The organism is Paeniglutamicibacter psychrophenolicus, assembly GCF_030812255.1.
GTDB classification, from domain to species: Bacteria; Actinomycetota; Actinomycetes; order Actinomycetales; family Micrococcaceae; genus Paeniglutamicibacter; species Paeniglutamicibacter psychrophenolicus_A.
This window is the reverse complement of record NZ_JAUSSH010000004.1, coordinates 185,340-208,322: the sequence shown is the minus strand read 5'-3', so window position 1 is coordinate 208,322 and position 22,983 is coordinate 185,340. Positions and strand designations below refer to the sequence as shown.

Below are 22,983 nucleotides of genomic sequence, written 5' to 3'. Positions count from 1 at the left end.
CCACCTGGCGGCATGCGGGTTTTAGGCGTGCCCGGCACGATCTCCTGCCCGGTTGATCCCCGCCAGGTCCAGCATCCTGTCGGCGACCCCCGACAGCGCGGCGGTATCGTGCGAGGCGATGAGGACAGCGGCCCCCGCTGCGGCACGGTTCGCCAGCATCCCCAGGACGGCAGCGGTGTTTTCGGAATCGAGCTGGGCCGTGGGTTCGTCGCAGATCAGCACGTCCGGGTCCAGCGCCAGGGCACGGGCCACCATGGCCCGCTGGAGCTGCCCGTCCGAGACCTGGTGCGGGTAGCGGTGTAGGAGCTCCGGATCCAGCTGCGCCAGTTCGGCCAATTCGGCCAGGCGTCCGGAGTGGCGCCGCGGCCGCGGACGCCATGCACCTTCGCGAAAGGCCAGCGGGGCGCAGACCAGGGCATCCAGGCGCATCCGCGGATCGGCCGCTGCGCGCGGTGACTGCAGCACCACTCCCACGGATCGGCGCACCTCCCGCGGCACCGGGGTGCCGCGGGAGAATTCCTGCCCGTTGATGCGCACGGTCCCCGCATCCGCGGGCACCATCAAGGCGGCAATGCGCAGCAGCGTCGATTTGCCGGCACCCGACGGGGCGCAGAGCCCCGTGACTTCCCCCGCGCCCACGGACAGGTCTAGACCGTCAAGCAGCCTCCCCGCAGCCGGGTCGGTCCCGGGGTGCGTGTAGGAGACATCCCTCAGTTCCAGGCTCATGCCGGCGCCCCCAGCAGCACGCCGGTCTCCGGAAGCGCCGGGTTCGCCAGCACCTCGGCGGCGGTGCCGGATTCGACGATCCGCCCGTCCCGGAGGACCGCCACATGGTCGGCGATGCGGCGGGCCAGCTCGAGGTCGTGGGTGACCATGACGACGGTGGTGCCCGCCGCTGCCCGGCCCCGCAGAAGCGTTTCGATGAGGCCAACCGTATCGACATCCAATGCGCTGGTGGGCTCGTCCACCAGCAGGATCCGTGAGCCCACGGCAACGCCCAGCGCAAGGGCCACGCGCTGGGCCTGCCCGCCGGAAAGTTCGTGGGGGTGGCGCCCGGCCAGCGCGCCGTCGACGGCGGCGGCCCCGAGCGCCGCCAAGACCTCGGCCCGGGAGCAGGGCCGCCCGGAGACCCGGAGGGTCTGCCGCATCTGCGCGGCAACCCTGCGCACGGGGTTCAGCGCGGTGCCGGAGGATCCCGGCACCAGGACCGTGTCGGTGCCCCGCGCGGCGGCCAGCCCGGCCGCATCCAGTGCCTGCCCGTTGAGCGCGATGTTTCCCGTGAAACGGGCACCGGCGGGCAGCAGCCCCACCAGGGTCCGCAGCAGCAGGGACTTGCCCGCCCCCGAGGCCCCCAGGATGACATTGATGCGCCCGGCCTCGGCCCGGTAGTCGATTCCCTTGAGCACCAACGTGCTTGCCCGCGGGTCGGTGGTCGAGGGGAGCCGGAGGTCCAGGCCGGAAACCAGGATCGCCGGACTGCCGGGGGCATGGTCCGCGGCGGAGCGGGTGGCTGCAGCGGCCGCGGATGCTGCCGTGCCGGTGCCGGGAACTTGACCGGGGAACCGGGACAGTCGGCGGCGGCGCCTGGACATCCCCGCGGTGTCGATGATCGAAGCGGTGCACCAGCTGACCAGTACCAGCAGCCCGGCGGGGAACACCAGCAGCCACCAGGCCCCGGCCAGCAGCCCGCCGCGGGCATCCTCCAGCAGCAGGCCCAGCGATGCCGATTCGGGAGGCAAGCCGACCCCCAGGAAGGAGAGCGAGCTTTCATGCCAGATGGCATGGGGCAGCTGCAGCACCAGCGCGATGGCGGCCTGCGGCGCAACAGCCGGAACCAGGTGGGTGCACCAGATCGCTGCCGCCGGGGCTCCGGAAGCCCGGGCCAGCTGCACGTAGTCGGCCGTGCGCTCGGCCAGCAACCGCGAGCGCACGATCCGTGCCACCTGCGTCCAGTGGGTCAAGGCAATGGACAGCACGATCGCCCACCACTGCCCGCGCCACAGGGCCACGATGACCACCGCCAGCAACAGGTGCGGCAGGGCGTTGGTGGTGTCCACCAGGCGCATGGCAATGCGGTCGACGATCCCCCCGCGCCAGGCGGCCAGCAGCCCCACGCCCACACCGAGCACCGTGGAGAACACCGAGGCACCCAGCGCCAGCAGCAGGGACATGCGCAGGCCCTGGGCCGACCGGATCCACACGTCCCGGCCCAACTGGTCGGTGCCGAAGAAATGCTCCCCGGAAGGGGCTTGCAGCACCGCGGACAGGTCCACCGCGCGCGGATCCAGGGGTTGCAGCCACGGAACCAGCACGGCGTAGGCGAGGGCAAGCCCCAGCAGCACCAGGGGCAGCGGGCGGGGCCTAGACATCGCCCACCCGCGGATCAAGCAGCAGGTAGCAGGCATCGGCCAACGCGGAGCCGGCAAAGACCGCCGCGCAGGTCAGCGCGGTCACCGCGGCCAGCAACGGGAAGTCGCCGGCGGTCGCCGAGGACACCGTGGCCGAAGCCAGGCCGGGCCAGGAGAACACCGCCTCGATGAGCAGCGCCCCGGTGACCAGCTCGCCGAGCCTGGAACCCACCACCGTCATGAACGGCAGCAACGCCACCGGAAGCACATGGGTGCGCAGCACCGTGAACTCGCCCAGCCCGCGGCCACGCGCGGCCAGCACCGCGTCGGATTCCAGCGCCTCGAGCACCGAGGCCCGCAGGTTCAGCACCAGCCACGGCAGCAGGGTCACCGCCAGCACGCCCACGGGCAGGACCAGGTGCAGGGCGAGGCCCGCGGGCGTGGGGTCGGCCCCGCCCGACGCGGCGCCACCGGCCGGCAGGCCCAGGCCGATCGCAAAGACGGCGATGGCCACCAGGCCCAGGACGAAGGGCGGGATCGCCTGGGCAATGTGCACCAGGCCCAGGGCCACGGCGTCAACAAGGGAGCCCGGGCGCCGGGCCGCACCCACCGCCAGCAGCACCGAGAGCGCAATGGCAACCACGAGCCCGAGCCCCACCAGCAACGCGGTGTAGGGGAGGCGTTCGGAAACCACGTCGGCCATCGGCTGGCCAAAGAGCCGGGAGGTTCCACAGTCCCCGCGCAGGGCGCCGGAGACCCAGCGCCCCCAGATCGCGTACCAGGCGTCGTTGAGCCCCAGCTCGGCAGCCAGCTTTTCGCGCTGGCCCGGGGTCGCGTGTTCATATTGCGTGCCCATGTACAGGGCCAGGGGATTGAAGGGGGCCAGGGATGCGAGCCAGAAGACCGCAGCGGTGATCGCCGCCGTGGCCGGGATCCCCACCAGGGCCCGGCGTCCGAGCAGGGAGAAGGCCTCGCCGGCACTCGAACGGCGCCGTTGCGTGCCCGCCGGCGGGACGTGCGTGCTCATTGCTTCGGGACCCATTGGCCGATCTTGACCCACGGGCCCCACGCGGTGCCGTGGTCGTGGGGTTCGAGCAGCGTCCCGGTGCCGGTCCAGGCCTCGGAGACGGAGGTGCGCTGGATGTAGGTGTGGTCGATGAAAGCGAGCAGGACCATCGAGGGCTCGGTGACGTAGAGGCGCGCCACCTCGCGGTACGCCGCGGCCCGCTTGGCCTCGTCCAGGGTGGTGCGTCCGGTTTCCAGGGCCCGGTCCATGGCCGGGTCGGCGAACCTGCTCGGGTTGTCGTAGTAGGCGCCGGTGGCCGGGTAGGAGGAGTGCAGCATCTTGTACAGCTGGGTGTCCACGTCGTAGGGGGTGTCGCCGCCACCGAGCATGATGGCATCGGTGCCCACCCGCGGCTCGGCCATCTCGAAGGTCGCCGCCTCGACCGGCACGTCGATGCCCAGCTGTTTCATCTGGGCGGAGAACGCCAGGGACAAGTCCCGGCGCAGCTGGTCCCCGGGGTTGTACATCAGCGTGAACGCGGCAGGGGCCCCGTCCTTGGAGCGCATGGAGTCGTCTCCGAGAACCCAGCCGGCCTCGTCCAACAGCTGGGCGGCGCGGGCCGGGTCGTGGGCAAAGACGGCCGCGGGGTCGAAGGCATCCCCGTACTCGGCCGGCACAAAGGTGTGGGCCGGGCGCCCGGTGCCGGCCAGGACCCCGTCGACCAGTCCCTGGCGGTCCACCCCAAGGTTCAGGGCCAGGCGCACCTTCGGGTCGGACGTCAGCGGGTTGTCCGCCGGCAGGGAGAGTCCGCGCCAATCCGCGGAGGTGGCCGTCACCTGCTCGAAGGCGGGGTTGGCCGCGAAGGTTGCCGCCAGGCGCGGGGGCAGCACGGTGCCGTCGAATTCTCCGGCCAGCATGCGCTGGGCCCGGGCGTTGTCATCGGGGGCCGCTTCGTAGGTGACGCGCTTGAGCGCGACCTCGCCGTCGCGGTATTCTGGGTTGGCCACCAGGACCAGGCGCGAGGGGCCGATCGAATCCACCAGGTAGGGTCCGGTGCCCACCGGTTTGCGGTTCAAGGTCGATTCCTCGACCCGTTGTCCGGGCTCGATGGTTTCGGACGGGGCAATGCCGATGAGCATGGCCGTCTTGAAGGAGACCTGGGATTCGCGCAGCGTGAATTCGACGGTGTGTGGGTCCAGGGCCTTGACGTCCACGACGTTTGAGAGCGTGCCGAGGACCGGCGAGGCGCTCGCCGGATCCATGATGGCCTTGTAGCTTGCCACGACATCCGCGGCATCAAAGGTGGTTCCGTCGCTGAACCGGGCATCCTGGCGCAGCGGTACCGTCCACGTGCGCGCATCGGCGGATACGGTTGGTTCGTCCGCTGCCAGCAGGGGCGTGATTTGCGGCAAGTGGTCGGGGGAGCCGGTGAGGGTGTAGAGGGATTCGTTGATCTTGCCCGTGCCATTGTTGTCGAATCCGGCCAGCGGGTTAAGCGTCTCGGGAAGGGCCGCGGTGAGCAGGGCCAGCGAGGGCTGGGCGGGCCCTTCCCTGCCGGACCCGGGCGCTGCGGGCGCGCAACCGGTGCCGACCAATAGAATGGAGGCAAGAATGGCCAGCGTCGTCAGGCGTTGTGGATTGCGCACGTTCGGGGTTTAGGCCTTTCATCCAGGTCACCGGCGGGCAAACAGGATGCGGCAACGCCCCTACTGTACATCTGTCTGGACAGACAGATAAAGGGTTCGGGGAATGAGTCCGGTGAGCTTGGGCACCAGCCCGCAACGAAGGGAAGGAGAGGACCGCATGCCGGAAACGGAACACAGCAAGATCGGGGCGGACGCGGTGGCCGCCTCGGCGCCAAACATGCCTGACTGGATCGACGTCTTTGCCCTGGTTGCGGACGCCACGCGGATGAAGATCCTCATCGCCATGCATGCCGCCCCGGATTCCTCGGTCAGCCAGCTGGCCTCCGCCACGGCACTTGGCGCCAACACCGTCACCCAGGCACTGGCCACCTTGCACAAGGCGGGCGTGGTGAGCGTGCGCGCCGACGGCCGCTACCGCCGCTGGACCCTGACCCACCCCGATGTCCACCGGCTGCTGCACCAGATGCAGGCGCCGCATTCGGAGTTGCACCCCGAGCACCCGCAGCACTGACTGGGAATCTCCCAACGGGCATTCCGACATGCCAACGCCTGGAGCCGGGGCAGCCCGTACGCTGGGGTCCGTGACCACCAAGCAACCATCTTCGTCGCTGCCGGTTCCCTTCCGCTGGCTGTGGGCCGGTGCGGCGACCAGCAACCTCGGCGACGGCATGCTGTTGGCCGCGGGACCCCTGCTGGTCACCACCATCACCCGCGACCCGTTGGCCGTGGCCCTGGCACCCTTCGCCCAGCAGATCCCGTGGGTGCTCTTCGGGCTGCTCGCGGGTGCGGTGGTGGACCGGGTGGACCGGCGCAAGCTCATGATCCTGGTCAACCTCCTGCGGATGCTGGTGATCATCTCCTTGGCCGCCATCATCTTCTCCGGAGCGCTGGGCCTGCCGGTGCTCTACGGATGCCTGTTCCTCCTGGGCACCGCGGAGGCCTTTGCGGACAACGCCTCCACCTCGCTGATCCCCACACTGGTGCCCAGCGCGCAGCTGGGGCTGGCCAACTCGCGGCTCTTTGGCACCATCACCGTGACCAATCAACTGGCCGGACCACCGCTGGGAGCCATGCTCTTCGCGATATCCCACTCGCTTCCATACGCGGGATTTGCCGCGCTGCTGGCCCTGGCCGTGGTGCTCTATTCCAAGGTGGCCGTCCCGCTGCCGGCACCAGGAAGCTCCAGGGCACCGGGCACCTCGATGCTGCTGGAGGTCCGGGAAGGACTCGGCTGGATGCGCAGGCATTTTGCCGTGCGCACCCTGGCGATCCTGATCACCTGCTTCAACGTCACCTTCGGGGCCACATTCGCGATGCTGGTGCTCTATGCGACGGACCAGCTGGCGCTCGGGGAAATCGGCTACGGCCTGTTGATGAGCGCCAGCGCCGTGGGCGGCATCATTGGCTCCCTGCTCTTCCCGTGGCTGGAACGCAGCTTCAGCTACGCCACCTTGCTGCGCACCGGACTGGTCCTGGAAACCGCCACGCACCTGGCCCTGGTGCTCACCCACCAGGCATGGCTGGCGATGGCCATCCTGTTCCTCTTCGGCATCCACGCCCTGGTCTGGGGCTCGGTCTCCTCCACGGTGCGCCAGCGGGCGGTGCCCGATCGATTGCGTGGCCGGATCAACTCGGTGTACATGCTCGGCAGCATCGGCGGCATCGCCGCCGGTTCCCTGCTCGGCGGCGTGCTGGGCCAGGTCTTCAGCTACCGGGCGCCGTTCTGGTTCGGATTCTTCGGCTCGTTCATCATCCTGTTGCTGGTCTGGAAATCGATGACCCACATCGCAACCGCCGGCAGCCACGGGGAAGAAGACCAGGCAAAGCCACCCCAAATGCCTTGACCGGCGATTCCCGCGTGGAAGAGTTGGGAACCGTGAGGCCGAAGGAACGCGGCAGGCAACCAGCAAAGGGGAAATGCACAGTGCTCATCAGCAACGTGAGGCCATGGGGAAACGAAGCGGTGGACCTTGAAGTCACCGACGGACTGATCGGCTCCGTTTCCCCGCACAACCCACGCCTCCCGGTAGCCGGTGGCATCGAGGGCCGTGGGCGGCTGGCACTTCCCGCGTTCTCCGACGTCCATGTGCATCTGGACTCCACGCGAATCGGGCTGCCCTTCCGCGAACACACCGGGGCACCGGGGGTCTGGGGCATGATGCTCAACGACCGCAACAACTGGCGCAAGGCCGAGGCCCCGCTGCCGGAGCGGGTCGCCGAAACCCTGCAACGCATGATTTCGCACGGCACCACCCGGGTGCGCAGCTACGCGCAGATCGATGTCGACTGCAAGCTCGAGAAGTTCGAGGCGGTGCTGGCCGCCAAGGAAAAATTCGCCGCCAGCGCCGACGTGCAGATCATGGCGTTCCCGCAGGCCGGGCTGCTGCGCGAACCCGGAACGGTGGCCTACCTGGAGGAATCCCTGAAACTCGGCGCCACGGTCATGGGCGGCATCGACCCGTGCCAGCTGGACCGGGACCCGGTGCGGCACCTGGACATCGTGTTCGGTCTGGCAGAGAAATACCAGGTGGACGTCGACATCCACCTGCACGAGCCCGGACACCTGGCGCATTTCAGCACCGAACTCATCATGGAACGCACCCGCGCCCTGGGCATGGAGGGACGCGTGACGCTCTCGCACGCGTACGAGCTGGGCAACGTCTCGGAGGCGGCCACCGCAGGGGTCATGGAAGCCATGAGTGCCCTGGACATCTCCTGGGCCACGGTTGCACCGGCGACTTCGGGCAAGCAATTCAACCTCGCGGCCATGACCGAGGCCGGCATCCGGGTGGGGCTCGGCGAGGACGGACAACGCGACTACTGGAGCCCGTACGGGGACTGCGACCTGCTCTCGCGCACCTGGCAGCTTGCCTTCACCCACGGGTTGCGGCAGGACGAATTGATCGAACACGCGGCGGCCATTGCCACCTGGGGCGGCGCGGGCATCATGGACCGGGGCCTGGCCCGGTTGCGCTCGACCAGTGACCGTCCGGGACTGGCGGTCGGGGACCGTGCGGACATCGTGTTGCTTGCGGGAGAGACCGTGACCAGCGCCGTCATGGACCGCGGGACCGACCGCACCGTCATCCATGACGGCCGGGTCGTGGCAGACCAGCTGGAAATGCTCTAGAAGGACCTGATCCTTGACTTCTTGACGGACAGCGGCAGTGCCCGTTGCGGGGCACTGCCGCCTTGGGATCCAGGAGCGGCCTAGTGTTCGTGCGGTCCTGAGGCCGGACCCGCGTGGTGGGCGGCGCGCCCCTCGCGCAGCTCGGACAGGATGTCTGCCACCGAATCGTGCTCCAGGTCCGGGCGGAACGGGAAGGACGCCACATCGCCGGGCTTGGTGATCCCGGTGTGCACCAGGATGGTCAGCAGCCCGGCCTCCATCCCGGCAATGATGTCGGTGTCCATGCGGTCCCCGATCATTGCGGTGGTCTCCGAATGCGCGTCGATCCGGTTGAGGGCCGAGCGGAACATCATCGGGTTCGGCTTGCCCACCACGTAGGGGTCGCGCCCGGTGGCCTGGGTGATCAGTGCAGCCACCGATCCGGTGGCCGGAAGCAACCCTTCCGGGGAGGGGCCGGTGGCATCCGGGTTGGTGGTGATGAAGCGGGCTCCCGCGGCAATCAGCCGGATGGCCTTGGTGATGGCCTCGAAGGAGTAGGTGCGGGTTTCGCCCAGCACCACGTACTCGGGCTCCTGGTCGGTGAGGATGAACCCGGCCTCGTGCAGCGCGGTGGTCAGCCCGGCCTCGCCGATCACGAAGGCGCGTCCGCCCGGACGCTGGCGGCGCAGGAACTCCGCGGTGGCCATGGCCGAGGTCCAGATGTTCGCCTCGGGGACATCGAGCCCGGAGGACAGCAGCCGGGCGCGCAGGTCGCGCGGGGTGTAGATGGAGTTGTTGGTCAGCACCAGGAAGCGCTTGCCGGTGGAGACCCAATGCTCGATCATGTCCGCGGCGCCGTCGATGGCCTGGTTCTCGTGGACCAGCACCCCGTCCATGTCCGTGAGCCAGCATTCAATGTCGTGGACGTTGCGTGGTTCATGCGTTGGCACGAGTGGGTGTTCCTTTCAAGAGACAACCTGCTGTGAACCAGTCTTTCAGGTTCCGCGGCCGTGGGCGGGGATTGCGGAGGCTATAACCAATTGTTCTTCTTGAAAATGGCAAAGAGGCTCACGGCCAGTGCCAGCATCAGCCCGATCGCCGCCGGATAGCCAAAGCTGAATTCCAGTTCCGGCATGTGCTTGAAGTTCATGCCGTAGATTCCGGTGACCAGGCTCGGGGCGAAAATGATCGCCGCCCATGAGGAAATCTTCTTCATCTGTTCGTTCTGGGCCAGGCCGGCCTCGGTGGCCCGCTGCGAGGCCAGGGTCGAGGACAGTGACAGGGCGTTGGTCAGCAGGGCCCGGAAGGAGGTGATGCGCTCGGTGAGCCGGATCGCGTGGTCCTGGACGTCGATGAGCTTGCGGTCAAGTTCCAGTGCGTCTTCCTCGGAGATGTCGCTGAGCCTGAAGTCCCTGCGCAAGCGGGCCAGCACGTCGTCCAGCGGTGCCAGGGCGCGCTGGAATTCGATGACTTCCCGGGACAGTTCGTAGATCCGCCGCGAGACGTGGGAGGTCCCGGAGAACAGCTGGTCCTCGATCTCATCGATGTCGTTGCTCAGTCCGGCAAACACCGGCTCGTATTCGTCAACGACCTGGTCAAGGACCGCGTAGAGGACCGCTGCCGGGCCGATGCCCAGCAGCCCCGGCTCGTCCTCGAGCCGCTGGCGCACCTGGGCCAGCTTGGGCGATTCGGCATGGCGGACGGTGACCACGAAGTCGACCCCGACATAGACGTGCAATTCCCCGAACTCGACCTTTTCGGACTCGTCGATGTAACGGGCCGGGCGCAAGACCACGAAGAGGTGGTCGCCGTAGTGCTCCAGCTTGGGGCGCTGGTGGCCGGAGAGGGTGTCTTCCACCGCCAGCTCGTGCAGGCCGAGCTCCGCGGCGACCTCCTGCATTTCGGCCATATCGGGACGGTAGAGCCCGAGCCAGGCCATGCCGCCGCACTCCTTCATGGATTCGAATGTGGAGCTGAGATCCGGCGGATGGATCACGCGCTTGCCCGAAACGTAAATCGCATTGTCAATGATGGGCATGGATCCTCCTTGCATGCCGGGCCGGGGATTCCCGGCGGGTCAAAAGTGCCTTAGGCCAGTTTGCCATCAACCGGCCGGGTGCGGGAGCGGCGCTCCGGGTGTGCCGCGCAGCACCCGGAATCCGGCGGCAGGGGATTGGCGACTACCCTTAAGACGTGACTTCCGCCGTTGAAACCCCCGCACCAGAGCCCACCGAGTACGATCCGGTCCACGAGGAGCGCCCCGAGGTGGGTGTTGGCCCGTGGGAGGGCGAGCTGCCTTCCGGTGACCACTTCGATGCCGAGTTGCTGGAAACCGGGGACCGGCGCAACGTGGCAGACAAGTACCGCTACTGGTCCATGGAGGCGATCGTCGCGGACCTGGACGAACGTCGCCACGACTTCCACATCGCCATCGAGAACTGGCAGCACGACATGAACATCGGCACGGTCGTGCGCACCGCCAACGCCTTCCTGGCCAAGGAAGTGCACATCATCGGACGCCGCCGCTGGAACAAGCGCGGGGCGATGGTCACCGACCGCTACCAGCACGTGCGCCACCACCCCACCGTCGAGGACTTCGTCGATTGGGCCAAGGAGGAGGGACTGGCGATCATCGGGATCGACATCTTCCCGGATTCCCAAAAGCTGGAAACCTATGAACTGCCGCGCAATTGCGTGCTGGTCTTTGGCCAGGAAGGCCCGGGCCTGAGCGAGGAAGTCCACCAGAGTGCCGAAGCGACACTGTCGATCGAGCAGTTCGGCTCCACCCGTTCAATCAACGCGGCATCGGCTGCCGGCATCGCCATGCATGCGTGGATCAGGCGTCACGTCTTCAACCAGACTGTCTAGCCGAAGGTAGCCGGTTGGCCTGAAAGCCAAACGTATGGCGGATATCCCTTCTTTCCCCGCCGCTGTTCCGTTAACGTGAGTATTGGGCGCTCGGCCCCCGTGCGGTGGGCATGTGCAGTCACGGTTCCCAACGCGGGAACGACGTCGAGTACGCGCGTCGGCGGCAGGCATGGTTTCAACACGGGGAACGGAGAGATCCGCTGGTGAAGAAGCATCACGTCAACCACCCGCTCCCGCTGCCCAAGCCATTCAAGGTGCGCAGGCAACCAGAGGCAGCCAAGGCCGCTGCCGTGGGGATCGCGGTCGTTGCGGCACTTGCGGTTTCCAACACACCGAGCCTTGCGGGTCGCCAGATCGGCGCGGTGCCTGTGGTTTTCGCCCCGCTTCAGGTGGACGAGGCATCTTTTAGCCGGCCGGTCGAGGTCGGGCTGTTCGGCGGGGCCGACGCGATCCGCTGGGAATCGGAAAACATCACCAGCGCCGCGGCCGGCGTCAAAGTCGCAGATGCCTCCGACCCCGAGGCCTTGCCGGGCCTTTCCGGGGCATCGGCCCAACTTGTGGGTCAAAACGTGGGCCCGCTTGGTGTGCTTCCCGCGGGGATCCAGTTGATCCACCCGGTCTCCTCCCGGCACATCACCAGCCCCTATGGTTGGCGGAACAACCCGACCGGGGCCGGCACCCAGATCCACATCGGCCAGGACTATGCCATTGCCTGCGGGTCGCCGGTGTATGCCAGCGCGGACGGAACCGTCATCCAGTCGGCCTGGGCGGGACACTCGGGCATGCGCGTGACGATCGACCATGGGTCCTCGGTGCGCACCGGATACAGCCACAACTCGACACTCGTGGCCAAGGTCGGCGATGTGGTCAAGCAAGGCCAACTGATCGCCCTGAGCGGGACCACCGGAAACTCGACCGGGTGCCATGTGCACTTCGAGGTCATCATCAATGGACGCTGGAACGATCCGCGCAACTTCCTGCCGCTGATTCCCGGCCAACCCAACCCGATGGTCGATTCGCGCAGGACCACCATCGCGGCCGAACCCATCCGCAACCCCGGGGAACCCCGAAGCGAAAGCGAGAACGGGCACGACATCGACGTACCGATGCCAGAACCGACCAAGCCCGCACCATCGACCAAGGCCCCCGAGAAGGAAACGGCGTCGCCGCAGCCAAGTGAGGAGACCAAGCCAAGCGAAGCCACCAAACCGGGCAAGACCCCCACTCCCAACCCGACGCCCGACACATCCCCGGAACCCTCGGCCACGCCAACTCCCGACGCGAGCCCGACGCCGACCCCGACGCCGGAGCCCAGCGAAGAAACAACGCCTCCGCCCAGTTCATCCCCGACCAGCTCGACACCGACCGATTCGACTCCTGTCGAACCGACCGATTCGCCGTCCAGCGCATCCACAGGGTCCCAATCCTCCATGCCGACGACGTCTTCGAGCAGTGCACCGACCGAGTCGGCAAGCACTTTGTCCGATTCGGGATTCGGGGCTCCGAGTACGAAATCCTCGAGCGGCGCAGGGACTACCGGTGACGGAACGGCTGCGACGCTGTCGTCGTCCCCGACCGCAGCCCAACCCTCGTAGTCATTCCACGCCACCCGCATCGAAGAAGCCGGTCTCTGCGGGCAGACGGGTGTCCGCACCCCGGGGCCCGCTGCGGAATTATCGATGAAGTGACGGGCGTTCCCAAACAGGGCAGTAGCTTTTAGGTCTGCGCAGGGAATGATGGGCCCGTCGTGGCAGTGCGCGCGAATAAGAATAGGCCCGTCCAAGCCCGTATCGGCGCCTCTTACGCATCCCTTCCAGTGTGGGAAAGCCGGGCACGGTGAAACCAAATTGGGATCTTGTGGAATGAACTCTTTATTCCTGGGCACGCGTGCGTTACGGTGATGCCTAAGTGTTCAGTTACTTGGGGTGACACGGACAACTCGCTGGTCTCGGCCAGACCACCTCCCTCATTTGGCTGCGCAAAATCTTCATGGTGACTCAACAGGGGGTTGTTACCGATGAAAAAACATCAGGTCAATAGGGGTACTGTGCCGGGCAGAGCCGGTCGTTCGACGAACAAGATCCCACAAATTTCAGCCTTGGGGCTTGCCGTGGCCGCGGCCGTGGCGATGTCGGGGGCGCCCGGCTTGGGCCTGTCCGCGGACCAAATCGCGCCGCAACCCGTACAAGCACCGAACTACGAAGCCGCGGCCTACGTGCAGCCGGTCAGGGTCTCATTGCTCAGCGGCGTGGACGCGATCGCGTGGCAGACGCTGGGAATCACCAGCACCGCCTCAGGGCTCGGCAGCGACGGGGAACCGGCCGGCGCCTTACCTGCTTTTCAGGCGCATTCCGGCTCCGGCCTGGGGGCTGCAGCGCAGCCCAATGCCGCCGGCATTCTGGTTGGCCAGAACGTGGGAGTGCTTGGGGCGCTTCCCGGAAACATCCAACTCATGCACCCGGTGACATCACGGCACATCACCAGCCCGTACGGGTGGCGACACAACCCGACCGGTGCAGGCACGCAGATCCACATCGGCCAGGACTATGCCGTTCCGTGCGGGTCGCCGGTGTATGCATCCGCCGACGGCGTGGTGATCCAGTCGGCCTGGGCCGGGCACTCGGGCATGCGCGTGACCATCGACCACGGGTCCTCCGTGCGCACCGGCTACAGCCACAATTCCCGGCTCATTGCCAAGGTGGGCGACATCGTCAAGCAGGGCCAGCTCATCGCGTTGAGCGGCACCACGGGGAACTCCACGGGTTGCCACGTGCACCTCGAGGTCATCATCAATGGGCGCTGGAATGATCCACGGAACTTCCTGCCTCCGATCTCGGGCCAGCCCAATCCCATGATCGATTCGCGCCGCACCACCATCGCGGCAGAACCGATCCGCAACACCGGGGCACCCCGCTCATCCGAGGGCGGCGCGGCGGACTTCCCGGCGCGTTGGGCCTCGGCACCTCACGCGCACAACCCAAGTCCGGCACCAACCAGGCACCGGGCGCCTGTCGCTGCACCGAAGGCTGAGCCACCGGCAACACACAAGCCGGAAGCAAAGCCGAAGCCTGCGCCGCAGGTGAAGCCGAAGCCACACACCAAGCCTGCACCGACCGCCCAGGCTCCGGCACCTCAGGTGAAGCCGAAGCCGAAGCCGGAATCCACGCCGGCTCCGACCACGCCGGCTCCGACCACGCCGGCTCCGACCACGCCGGCTCCGACCACGCCGGCACCCGAGTCTCCAACGACCCAGGCCCCGGACCCGAAAACGGACGCCCCGACCACCGAGGCACCGGAAACGACCACCCCGCTGCCCGAGGTGAACGAGGTTCCGACGCTGGAGATCCCGCTTCCGGAAACCGAGGCCGATGGGCCCTCGACCGGACCAACGGACGGGGCAACTGCACCGAAGGCCGAAGACGCAGCGCCTCAGGTGGAATCCGAACCGAAGACGTCCACTCCCAAGGACGACGGGACCACCACGGATTCAGCCGAAATCGAACCGGCGAAGAAGGAATCCGACCAGGAAGCCCCCGCGGTCCAGAAGGCGCCCGCCGTCGAACAGCCGCCGGTGAAGCCTGCCGAGGAACCCGAGGCCAAGACGGTCTCCGCTCCGGCGCCCAAGAAGGCCGAGGCTCCGTCTCCGGTCAAGAAGGTCGCAGCAGCGGCACCCAAGAAGGCCGAAGCACCGGCTCCGGTCAAAAAGGTCGCAACACCGGCCCCAAAGACGGTCGCCGCGCCGAAGGCCCCGGTCGAAGCCGTCAAGGCCGCACCCGTGGCCAAGCCGAAGCCCGTGGCACCCAAGGCACCGGTTGCCCCGGTAAAGAAGGTCGCCGCACCGGCTCCGGCCCCCGCGAAGGCCGAAGCAGTCAAGCCCAAGGCCCCGGAGCCCGTGGCCAAGCCTGCCGCCGAAAGCGCAGCCGATGCACCCGCCGACACGGGGGGTGAAGCGGCCGCCGACAAGTGAATCGCATGTCAGGGGCGCCGTGAACCGGCGCCCTTGGCATGTCACCCTCCGGGTCGGTGCGTCATCCCGTGAGCGATCCAGCACACAAGTAGCTAGGATGGAGGTAGCCAACGAGGTCTACTCCCCACACATTCCTTATCTACATAGGAGTCAGTATGCCCATCGCAACCCCGGAACAGTACAACGCCATGATTGATTCTGCGAAGGCCGGCGGCTACGCCTTCCCCGCAGTCAACGTGACGTCGTCGCAGACCCTGAACGCCGCCATCCGCGGCTTCGCCGAGGCCGAATCCGACGGAATCATCCAGGTGTCCACCGGCGGTGCAGCCTACTGGTCCGGTTCCTCGGTCAAGAACATGGTCACCGGCTCGCTGGCCTTCGCCGCCTTTGCCCGCGAAGTGGCCAAGGGCTACGGCGTGAACATCGCCCTGCACACCGACCACTGCCCGGCCGACAAGCTCGATGACTTCGTGTTGCCGCTGCTGGCCGCATCCGAGGCCGAGGTCGCCGCCGGACGCAACCCGTTCTTCAATTCCCACATGTGGGACGGCTCCGCCGAGACCCTTGAAGAGAACCTGCGCATCGCCGCGGAACTGCTGCCGCGCACCGCCGCCGCCAAGCAGATCCTCGAGGTCGAGATCGGCGCCGTCGGCGGCGAGGAAGACGGCGTGGAAAACGCCATCAACGACAAGCTCTACTCCACCGTCGAAGACGCCCTGGCCACCATTGCCGCACTGGGCTCCGGCGAGCAGGGCCGCTATATCACCGCGCTGACCTTCGGCAACGTGCACGGCATCTACAAGCCGGGCAACGTCAAGCTGCGCCCCGAGCTGCTCAAGGACATCCAGGAAAAGGTCGGCGCCAAGATCGGCAAGGCCAACCCGTTCGACCTGGTCTTCCACGGCGGCTCCGGCTCCTCGGCCAAGGAAATTTCCGACGCGGTCTCCTACGGCGTCATCAAGATGAACATCGACACCGACACCCAGTACGCCTTCACCCGCCCGGTCGTTGGACACATGTTCTCCAACTACGACGGCGTGCTGAAGGTCGACGGCGAGGTCGGCAACAAGAAGGCCTACGATCCACGCGTCTGGGGTGCCAAGGCCGAAGAATCCATGGCCGCCCGCATCGTGGAGGCCGCACAGCAGCTCGGCTCCGCCGGAAAGGCGCTGAAGTAACCATGGCCGATCTTGGAGCAAACCTGCTGGGCATCCCCGCAACGCTGTTGCCGGAGGAAACCGAGGTCAACGCGCGGCTGGAGGCCGGAGACGAAGCGGTGGACATCGCCGCCGCCTTCCCGGCCTCCTCGACCGGCTGGGCCCTGTTGGCCAACGAGGCGCACGCCGAGGGCCACGTCGTCGAGTCCTACGCCTACGCCCGGGTGGGCTACCACCGCGGACTCGATGCCCTGCGCAAGGCCGGCTGGCGCGGACAGGGTCCGGTGCCCTGGGCACACGAACCCAACCGCGGCTTCCTGCGTTCGCTCTATGCGCTGCAGCGCGCCGCCGCCGCGATCGGCGAAGCCGAGGAAGTCGAGCGCATTGGCCGCTTCCTGAACGACTCCGACCCGCTCGCTGCCGCGGCGCTCGAAGCCGAGTAAACCCCCTACGGGCCGTGGGCCCGGCTGGCAATTGTTCGTTCCGACCTTGTGGTCCGGCACGAACAATTGCTGCTTAACCGAGGAGCAACAACGAACAATGGCAAACGTGCAGCCCGGTGACGCGCTCGGCGCCTCCTACCGCTTCATCGAGCCCATCGGCTCCGGTGCGGTGGGCGAGGTGTGGCGGGTCGGCGCGCTCTCTGGCGGCGTCGACCTCGCGGCCAAGGTGCTGCGCCCGGAACACGCGCACGACCCCGCCCTGGTGGAACGCTTCGTGAAGGAACGCTCCGTGCTGCTGGGGCTGCGGCACCCTAACATCGTCGCGGTCAGGGATCTCGTGGTCGAGGGCGAGCGGCTCGCGATCCTCATGGACCTGGTGGCCGGCGGGTCGCTGCGCGACCTGCTCGAGGAGCGGCACACCCTGCCCGCCGCGGACGCCCTGGTGCTCTGCGCCGAGGTGCTCGACGCGCTCGCGTACGCGCACACCCGAAACACTGCGCACCGGGACATCAAGCCCGATAACGTGCTGCTGGCCGAGCCCTGGAAACCGGGACTCGCCAGCGCCGTGCGGGTTTCGGACTTCGGCATTGCCTCGGTCGTGCACGAAAGGGCCAGGCACACCACCGGCCTGGTCGGGACCCCCGCCTACATGCCCCCCGAACTGCTCAGCTCCGGCGAGGTGGGGCCCGCCGCGGACCTCTACGCCACCGGGATCATGCTCTACGAGCTGCTGGCCGGACGCACCCCGTTCGCCGGCACCGGCACCGACTTCACCCTCGCCTACCGCCACGTGACCACCATGCCGCCGCGCCTGGCGGTGCCCGAGGCCGTGTGGGAGGCGCTCGAATCCCTGCTGGACAAGGATCCGCGCCAACGGCCCGGCGCCCCCGAGGCCGCGGCGCTGCTGCGCCGCCTCTCCGCCCGGTTCGCCGACCTGTCTGCCCTGCCCGTTGCCACAGGGCCCGAGGCGTTCGAGCCCCTGCAACGTCCGGCGACGGTGCTGCGCGGCGCGGCTGCGCAGCCGGAACCCGGTGCGCAGGCGGGTCCCGGGATCGGTGTCCCCAACTCAGAGATCCCCGATCTGGGACCGGCCGGCCAGCACACCGTGGTGCGCTCGATGCCCCGGCCCGAGCAGCGGCCCCGTCCCCAGTCGGCGCCCGCCCCGCGATCCTCCGGCCGGCGGCCGGCGTGGCTGACCGGCAAGGCCATCGCCCTGATCGCCGCCGGGCTCGTGGCGGCCAGCGCGATTGTCGTCGGGGCCGTGGCCCTGGCCGGGCCCGACGCCCCCGCCGCGGCACCGGCGCCCGATGCCACCGCGAGCCAACAGGACGCCCCGCTGCCCAGCGGGCTGTCGGTCAGCCGCAGCGCCCAATACGACGCGCAGGCGAAGGAAGTGCGGCTGACGATCACCTACGCGGCGCAGAAGGCGCCGCTGGCCGGACCCTTCCTCGAGGTACTCCCGGGCGCCGCAGGCTCCGCAGCATGCCCGCCGGCGACCTGGGAAAAAATCGAGGTCACCCGCAACCAGCCGAGCCTGACGGGCATTTCCGAAGCCTGCGGGTGGAGCCTTTCCGGGATCGCCGTTCCGGCCAAGGGCAGCGTGGAGGCCAGCGCGCGGATCCCCGTGGAACTCACCGGCGAGGACGCGCTGGGGAAATGGCTGCAGGGCGCGGCCGCGGCGACCACCGCCGCGGTGTCGGACCCGGAGGCCGGCGGCTCGGAGTACCCGGTGCAGCGCCTGCGCGACATCCTGGTCACCACCCCGGCGCGCACGGTGAGCCAGACGGCGCTGCCTGTCACCCTGGTGCCGGTGTGGCCCGGCGGGCCGGACGTGCTGAACCCGCTGTACGCCTCCCCGTCCACGGGCAAGGCCTCGGCGATGCTCGCCGCGGTGGCCGGGGGAGAAGAGGGCGTGCGCTTCTCAGACGGCTGCTCCGGTTCCCTGGCGGTCTCCGCCGACGGGCTGGTGGTCACGGCGCTGTCGGTCTCCCCGAGCTGCATCCTGCGGGCGGGGGTCGGCAACTTCACCGACCTGGCCAGCGACCCGTTTTCCATCACCACCCGCGAGTAGCACCCCGCCGTGGCCGCCGTACCGCGGTTCAGGCGCCGGGTGCCGCCTCCGGGCCCATGGACTGGATGAAGGCCGGGACCCCGCCGACGCAGAGGTAGCCGCGGCCCGGGGTCACCGCCACCGGCGCGCGGCGCGGCAGGGTCACGCCCAACAGCTCCCCGTCGTAGTCGACGTCGGGAACCAACAGCACCCCGCAGCGCGACTTGCGCAGCGTCTTGGTCCAGTGCGCATACAGCCCCCGCAGGTCGGCGGAACGGCCCGCGGCGATCACGCACACCTGCGCCGAAGAGGACAAGAGGTTGGCCAGCGACTGGTCCGAATCCTCGAAGCGCTCGGCATCGTCGACCAAAAGCACCACGGGCCCGCGCTCGAGCCGGATCGAGGCCAGCAATGCCGGGAGGTCCTCCGCGCCCACCGCCACCTTGTCCAGGTCCGCGGTCGCCAGCGGGGAGCGCCTGTCGCAGGCGCCCCAGAGCGCCACCGGCTGCCCGTTTGCGGTGGCCGCGGCGCGGATCGACTCGGCCAGGGCCAGCAGCAGCGTCGACTTGCCCGAGCGCGCGGGCCCGGAGATGAGCACATGCTCGCCCTCGTAGACCTCCAGCACGCCCGGGGCCAGGTCCTCCTCGCGCAGCCCGACCGGGAAGCGCCACGGCTCCCCGTCCAGCTGTGCCGGCACGCCGAGTTCGGCCACGGTGAGCTCCTCGGGCAGCCTGCCGATGGCCGCGGGCTTGGGTTCGGCCTCCGGGAAGCGCGCGGCCACGGTGGCCACCGCGGTGGCCAGGTCGGTGGCGGGGGTGGCGATGTGCATCTGCCGCAGCGACCCGGCATCCACGCAGCGCCCGGGCACCGCGGCCGGGATGTTGGACCCGCGCACGCCCAGCGCCGAATAGTCGTAGGGGTCCGCGAGCCGGTAGAGCCACTTCTGGACGGTGACCTCGTCGATGGCCGAGGGCACCGCCTTGGCCCGGGTCGTGGACACGGCGAAGTGCAGGCCCAGTGCCGGGCCGTCGGCGTAGGCCCGGTTCAGCGCGTCCAGCAGCCCCTGCCCGTCGTAGTCCTGGAACTCGTCGCGCAGCGTGGCCAGCCCGTCGATGAGCACCAGCGTCTCGCGGCGCGCGGCGGGATCCGCACGGCGGCGCGCCAACTCGGTGCGCAGGTGGCGCAGGAAGCGGGCCTGCTGTTCCCGGGAGCCGGGGCCGGTGCCCACGTAGGCGCTGGTGTGCGGCAGGGCGGCCAGCGGGGCCAGGGCGCGGGAGCCGGTGTCAAGCACCAGCAGGTCCAGCTCCTTCGGGTCCTTGGCGGCCGCGGCGGCCAGGGCGAGGGATGCCAGCGTGGTGCTGGTGCCCGATCCGGCGATGCCCAGCAACAGCAGGTTGCCGCGGGCCAGGTCCCAGCCGGCCGGGGACTGGCGCTGGGCCTCCGGCTCGTCCTTCAGCGCCACCTCGATGCAGCGTCCGCGCACCGCGCCCACTTCCGGGATCCCGGAGGCCCGGTGGGCCGGGCCGTCGCCGGGGTCCGTTGCGGCGAAGCCGGAAAGCTGGACGCGCTCGCCCAGCGCCACGGGCCAGACCGGGCGCGGCACCCCGAAGCCGGCCGCCTCGTGGGCGGCGGTGATCGCCGCGATGAGTTCGTCCAGGTCGCTGGCGTCGGATTCGGCGCCCGGGGCCGGGGGCCGGGGAGGAAGCGGAAGCCCGAAGTGCCCGATGTCCTCAAGCACCAGCTCGGCGGCATCGGCCCGCGACGCGCGCCCGGTGACCAGCGCGGTCTGCACGGCGGTGATCTCGTCCTGGCCCAGCTTGATGTAGGCCCGACCGGTCTGCGCACGGGTGATGCCCGCGGCCGCCGGCACGCCGATGACGTTGGAGGAATCGTCCCGGCTCTGCACCCGCAGCGCCACCCGGAGGTTGGTGTTGGCCAGGATGTCGTCGTTCACCACGCCGGCGGGGCGCTGGGTCGCCAGGATCATGTGCACGCCCAGGGTCCGGCCCACGGCCGCGACGGAGACCAGCGAGGAGAGCACCTCGGGGAAGTCCTTGGCCAGCATTGCGAACTCGTCGACGACCAGCAGCAGCCGCGGCATGGGTTCGGCCGGGTGGGTGGCCAGGTAGGCGTCGAGGTTGTCGATGTCCTCCCCGGCGGCGGCGAAGATCCGCTGGCGGCGGGCCATCTCCGCCTCCAGCGAGCGCAGGGCGCGGTCGGCCAGCTGCTCGTCGAGGTTGGAGATGGTGCCGATGGTGTGTGGCAGCGCCTCGCAGGCGGCAAACGCGGCGCCGCCCTTGAAGTCGATGAGGATGAAGTTCAGCCGGGTGGCGTCGTTGCGGGCGGCGAGCCCGGCGACCAGCGAGCGCAGGAACTCGCTCTTGCCCGAACCCGTGGTGCCGCCCACCAGCCCGTGCGGCCCATCCTTGACCAAATCCAGGGATATCGGACCGGACTCGGAGGTGCCGATGGGGGCGGAGAAGCCCTTGGCCTTGGCCCACCCGGCGCGGATCGAGGCCGCGTCGGGGGAAGGCATACCCGGCAGCTCGGGCAGGCGCACCAGGGAGGGCAGCGCCGCGCCGGGCACCACCAGTTCCGGGTCGTCGAAGCGGGCCAGGTCCATGGCGCAGCGCTCGGCTGCCTCGATGCCGATGCCGGCCAGCACCACGTCGGAAACGAAAGTGAGCTCGCCGAGGTCGTGCACCGTGGCAGCGGCGTCCGCACCGACCGTGATCACGGTGGTGCAGGAGGCCGGCAGCTGCCGCTCGGAGGCGGCAATCACGATGCCCGCCACCCGCGGTCCCTGCCCCGGCCCGCGGCTCCCGAGCCCGGGGACCGAGCGGCCGTGGCCCAGCAACTCGCGCGCAGGGGCGTCGCGGCCCTCGGTGAGCACCTCGGAGTCCAGCACCAGCAGCGTGGTGCCGCCGGCGGAGTCGTCGAGTCCCTCGCGCAGGGCACGGAGCAGGGATGCGCTGCGCTTGCGGTCATCGGAGAGCCAGCGTTCGGTGGTGCCGGTGCCCAGCCGGCGGGTGTGCGGCAGCCAGGAGGCCCAATCCCATTCCCCGGCGCGCCCGCGGTCGCAGAACACCGCGACGGACAAATCCGCCGGCCCGGCGTGCACGGCGGCTTGGGTGAGCAGGGAGCGGGCAAGGGCCAGGGCGCCGGTACGGTCCCCGACGATGCCCACGACGCCGGCGTCTGTGAGGTCCACCCGCACCGGGGCGGCGGGGATGCGGCTGGCGGCCAGCGCTTCTCGCACCAGGGGATCGGGTACGGGGGAGGAGCGGTCGTCGAGCTTCGGGGCCCAGGGCACGTCGCCGATTCCCGCGTTCAGCGCCAGGAAGCCTTCCGATCCGGCGCGGCGCTGCCACAGCCCGGTGGTGGGCACCGCGGCGATGCGCATGGTGGTGGCGGGGTCGGGGATTTCGGCGTGGCGGCGCGTGGCCTGGGCGGCGGCCGCCTCGGCGATCTCGGCGGCGAAGTCGTCCAGGGCCGCGGTGAACCGCTCGTCCTCTTCCTTGAGGTTCCTGGTGCGGCGGTGCTTCTGCTCGAACCACATGCCCACGGCCATGACCGGGCTCAGTGCGGCGAACATCGCGAAGCGGGCGTCCCCGAGCATCAGGACCATGGCCCCTGCCAGCAGCAGCGGGGCCAGCACCGTGATGTAGCTGAACTTGGAGGCCGGCGGGACGTCCTTGCGCACCGGCGGGGACAGCGGGTCGGGTTCCGGCGGGTTGCCGGGGCGCGGGGGCCGGTTGAAGGGCGCGGTGTGCGCGGGGGTGAGGTTGTGCAGCGACCCGGGTTCCGGGGCCGGGCTTTCGACGAGGTCCGGGCGCAGCAGCACCGTCGTGCCGCCCATGAGCAGGGTGGCGGGCGCGGTGAGCAGCACGCCCTCGGCGTCAACCGGTTCCCCGGCCAGCAACGTGCCGTTGGTCGAGCCGGCGTCGCGTACCCGCACGCCGCCGCCCTCGAGCTGAAGGCTTGCATGGTTCCAGGAGGCGCTTTCGGTTCCCAGCACCAGATCCGCCTGCGGGGAGCGGCCGATCAGCAGCGGGCGGTGGGCCGGCAGCGGGACGATGGCCCCGGCCTCCAGCCCGCCGGAGATAGTGGCGCTCCAGCCGCGCAGCGGTTCCGGGCGCGGGACCGGGGCCAGGGAGATGGTGCTGCCCTCCAGCAGCAGCAACTCGGCAAGCGGGGTGTCGGCGGGCACCGCGGTGGCATCCACGTACAACGTGGAGCCGGGGGCCGGGGCGGCGGCGCCGGCGGACACCAGCAGCTGCGCGAGCGTCGTGGCTGGAGCGAAGCCGCCAAGCTCCCGGTCGAGCCGCTGGCCATCGGTCCGGATCAGCACGCGCACCGCGCGCTCCTTTCGTTGGGGGGGCCTGTGGG

General features: G+C 69.2%; 16 protein-coding genes. 9 read left to right on the top strand and 7 right to left on the bottom strand.

The window, feature by feature from the left end:
• Positions 1-21: 21 nt before the first annotated feature.
• Genes J2T21_RS08265 through J2T21_RS08250 form a run of 4 tightly spaced genes read right to left on the bottom strand, consistent with a single transcriptional unit; the run spans position 22 to position 5,000 of the window.
• Positions 22-726 carry an ABC transporter ATP-binding protein gene (locus J2T21_RS08265; RefSeq protein WP_307580351.1) on the bottom strand — a complete coding sequence of 235 codons (705 nt, stop codon included), beginning with the start codon at positions 724-726 and terminating at the stop codon, positions 22-24.
• Positions 723-2,369: an ABC transporter permease subunit gene (locus J2T21_RS08260; RefSeq protein ID WP_307580349.1), complete on the bottom strand. Its 1,647-nt coding sequence runs from the start codon at positions 2,367-2,369 to the stop codon at positions 723-725. The genes J2T21_RS08265 and J2T21_RS08260 overlap by 4 nt, the downstream gene beginning before the upstream one ends.
• A complete protein-coding gene (locus tag J2T21_RS08255) occupies positions 2,362-3,375 on the bottom strand; it encodes an ABC transporter permease (RefSeq protein WP_307580348.1) in 1,014 nt (337 codons plus the stop codon). The genes J2T21_RS08260 and J2T21_RS08255 overlap by 8 nt, the downstream gene beginning before the upstream one ends.
• Positions 3,372-5,000, bottom strand: a complete 1,629-nt coding sequence (locus J2T21_RS08250; RefSeq protein WP_307580346.1) for an ABC transporter substrate-binding protein — start codon at positions 4,998-5,000, stop codon at positions 3,372-3,374. Before J2T21_RS08250 ends, J2T21_RS08255 begins: the two co-directional genes overlap by 4 nt.
• 157 nt (positions 5,001-5,157) lie before the next feature.
• On the opposite strand from J2T21_RS08250, the gene J2T21_RS08245 reads away from it, so the two are divergent.
• From J2T21_RS08245 to J2T21_RS08235, 3 genes are all read left to right on the top strand, one after another.
• Positions 5,158-5,511 carry an ArsR/SmtB family transcription factor gene (locus J2T21_RS08245; protein WP_307580345.1) on the top strand — a complete coding sequence of 118 codons (354 nt, stop codon included), beginning with the start codon at positions 5,158-5,160 and terminating at the stop codon, positions 5,509-5,511.
• A gap of 70 nt (positions 5,512-5,581) precedes the next feature.
• Positions 5,582-6,844: an MFS transporter gene (locus J2T21_RS08240; RefSeq protein WP_307580342.1), complete on the top strand. Its 1,263-nt coding sequence runs from the start codon at positions 5,582-5,584 to the stop codon at positions 6,842-6,844.
• An 80-nt stretch (positions 6,845-6,924) separates the two neighbouring features.
• Positions 6,925-8,130, top strand: coding sequence for an amidohydrolase family protein (locus tag J2T21_RS08235; RefSeq protein ID WP_307580340.1), 1,206 nt, complete (start codon positions 6,925-6,927; stop codon positions 8,128-8,130).
• 80 nt (positions 8,131-8,210) lie between these two features.
• On the opposite strand, the gene J2T21_RS08230 is transcribed toward J2T21_RS08235, so the two are convergent.
• Positions 8,211-9,005 (bottom strand): HAD-IIA family hydrolase, encoded by a 795-nt coding sequence (locus J2T21_RS08230; protein WP_307580496.1) that lies wholly within the window; start codon positions 9,003-9,005, stop codon positions 8,211-8,213.
• A gap of 134 nt (positions 9,006-9,139) precedes the next feature.
• Positions 9,140-10,147, bottom strand: a complete 1,008-nt coding sequence (corA, locus tag J2T21_RS08225; protein WP_071214638.1) for a magnesium/cobalt transporter CorA — start codon at positions 10,145-10,147, stop codon at positions 9,140-9,142.
• A 155-nt stretch (positions 10,148-10,302) separates the two neighbouring features.
• Here corA and J2T21_RS08220 point away from each other — a divergent pair, with 155 nt between their 5' ends.
• From J2T21_RS08220 to J2T21_RS08195, 6 genes are all read left to right on the top strand, one after another.
• Complete coding sequence (locus J2T21_RS08220) at positions 10,303-10,977, top strand: TrmH family RNA methyltransferase (protein WP_307580338.1); 675 nt, start codon at positions 10,303-10,305, stop codon at positions 10,975-10,977.
• Positions 10,978-11,180: 203 nt separating this feature from the next.
• On the top strand, positions 11,181-12,572 hold the full coding sequence (locus J2T21_RS08215; RefSeq protein WP_307580336.1) for a M23 family metallopeptidase: 1,392 nt from the start codon (positions 11,181-11,183) through the stop codon (positions 12,570-12,572).
• A 503-nt stretch (positions 12,573-13,075) separates the two neighbouring features.
• Positions 13,076-14,944, top strand: a complete 1,869-nt coding sequence (locus J2T21_RS08210) for a M23 family metallopeptidase (RefSeq protein WP_307580334.1) — start codon at positions 13,076-13,078, stop codon at positions 14,942-14,944.
• A gap of 155 nt (positions 14,945-15,099) precedes the next feature.
• Positions 15,100-16,122 carry a class II fructose-bisphosphate aldolase gene (gene fbaA / locus J2T21_RS08205; RefSeq protein ID WP_307580332.1) on the top strand — a complete coding sequence of 341 codons (1,023 nt, stop codon included), beginning with the start codon at positions 15,100-15,102 and terminating at the stop codon, positions 16,120-16,122.
• Positions 16,123-16,124: 2 nt separating this feature from the next.
• Positions 16,125-16,544 carry a DUF3151 domain-containing protein gene (locus tag J2T21_RS08200; protein WP_307580330.1) on the top strand — a complete coding sequence of 140 codons (420 nt, stop codon included), beginning with the start codon at positions 16,125-16,127 and terminating at the stop codon, positions 16,542-16,544.
• Positions 16,545-16,641: 97 nt separating this feature from the next.
• Positions 16,642-18,615: a serine/threonine-protein kinase gene (locus J2T21_RS08195; protein WP_307580328.1), complete on the top strand. Its 1,974-nt coding sequence runs from the start codon at positions 16,642-16,644 to the stop codon at positions 18,613-18,615.
• Between the two features lie 28 nt (positions 18,616-18,643).
• Here J2T21_RS08195 and J2T21_RS08190 read toward each other — a convergent pair whose 3' ends face one another.
• Positions 18,644-22,951, bottom strand: a complete 4,308-nt coding sequence (locus J2T21_RS08190) for an FtsK/SpoIIIE domain-containing protein (protein ID WP_307580327.1) — start codon at positions 22,949-22,951, stop codon at positions 18,644-18,646.
• Positions 22,952-22,983: the final 32 nt, after the last annotated feature.

Excerpts from the sequence above, each read along its gene's own strand:
- fbaA (WP_307580332.1), top strand. The coding sequence starts at position 15,100 with ATGCCCATCGCAACCCCGGAACAGTACAACGCCATGATTGATTCTGCG.
- J2T21_RS08200 (WP_307580330.1), top strand. The coding sequence starts at position 16,125 with ATGGCCGATCTTGGAGCAAACCTGCTGGGCATCCCCGCAACGCTGTTG.
- J2T21_RS08255 (WP_307580348.1), bottom strand. The coding sequence starts at position 3,375 with ATGAGCACGCACGTCCCGCCGGCGGGCACGCAACGGCGCCGTTCGAGT.
- J2T21_RS08245 (WP_307580345.1), top strand. The coding sequence starts at position 5,158 with ATGCCGGAAACGGAACACAGCAAGATCGGGGCGGACGCGGTGGCCGCC.
- J2T21_RS08260 (WP_307580349.1), bottom strand. The coding sequence starts at position 2,369 with ATGTCTAGGCCCCGCCCGCTGCCCCTGGTGCTGCTGGGGCTTGCCCTC.
- J2T21_RS08195 (WP_307580328.1), top strand. The coding sequence starts at position 16,642 with ATGGCAAACGTGCAGCCCGGTGACGCGCTCGGCGCCTCCTACCGCTTC.
- J2T21_RS08265 (WP_307580351.1), bottom strand. The coding sequence starts at position 726 with ATGAGCCTGGAACTGAGGGATGTCTCCTACACGCACCCCGGGACCGAC.
- corA (WP_071214638.1), bottom strand. The coding sequence starts at position 10,147 with ATGCCCATCATTGACAATGCGATTTACGTTTCGGGCAAGCGCGTGATC.
- J2T21_RS08230 (WP_307580496.1), bottom strand. The coding sequence starts at position 9,005 with ATGGACGGGGTGCTGGTCCACGAGAACCAGGCCATCGACGGCGCCGCG.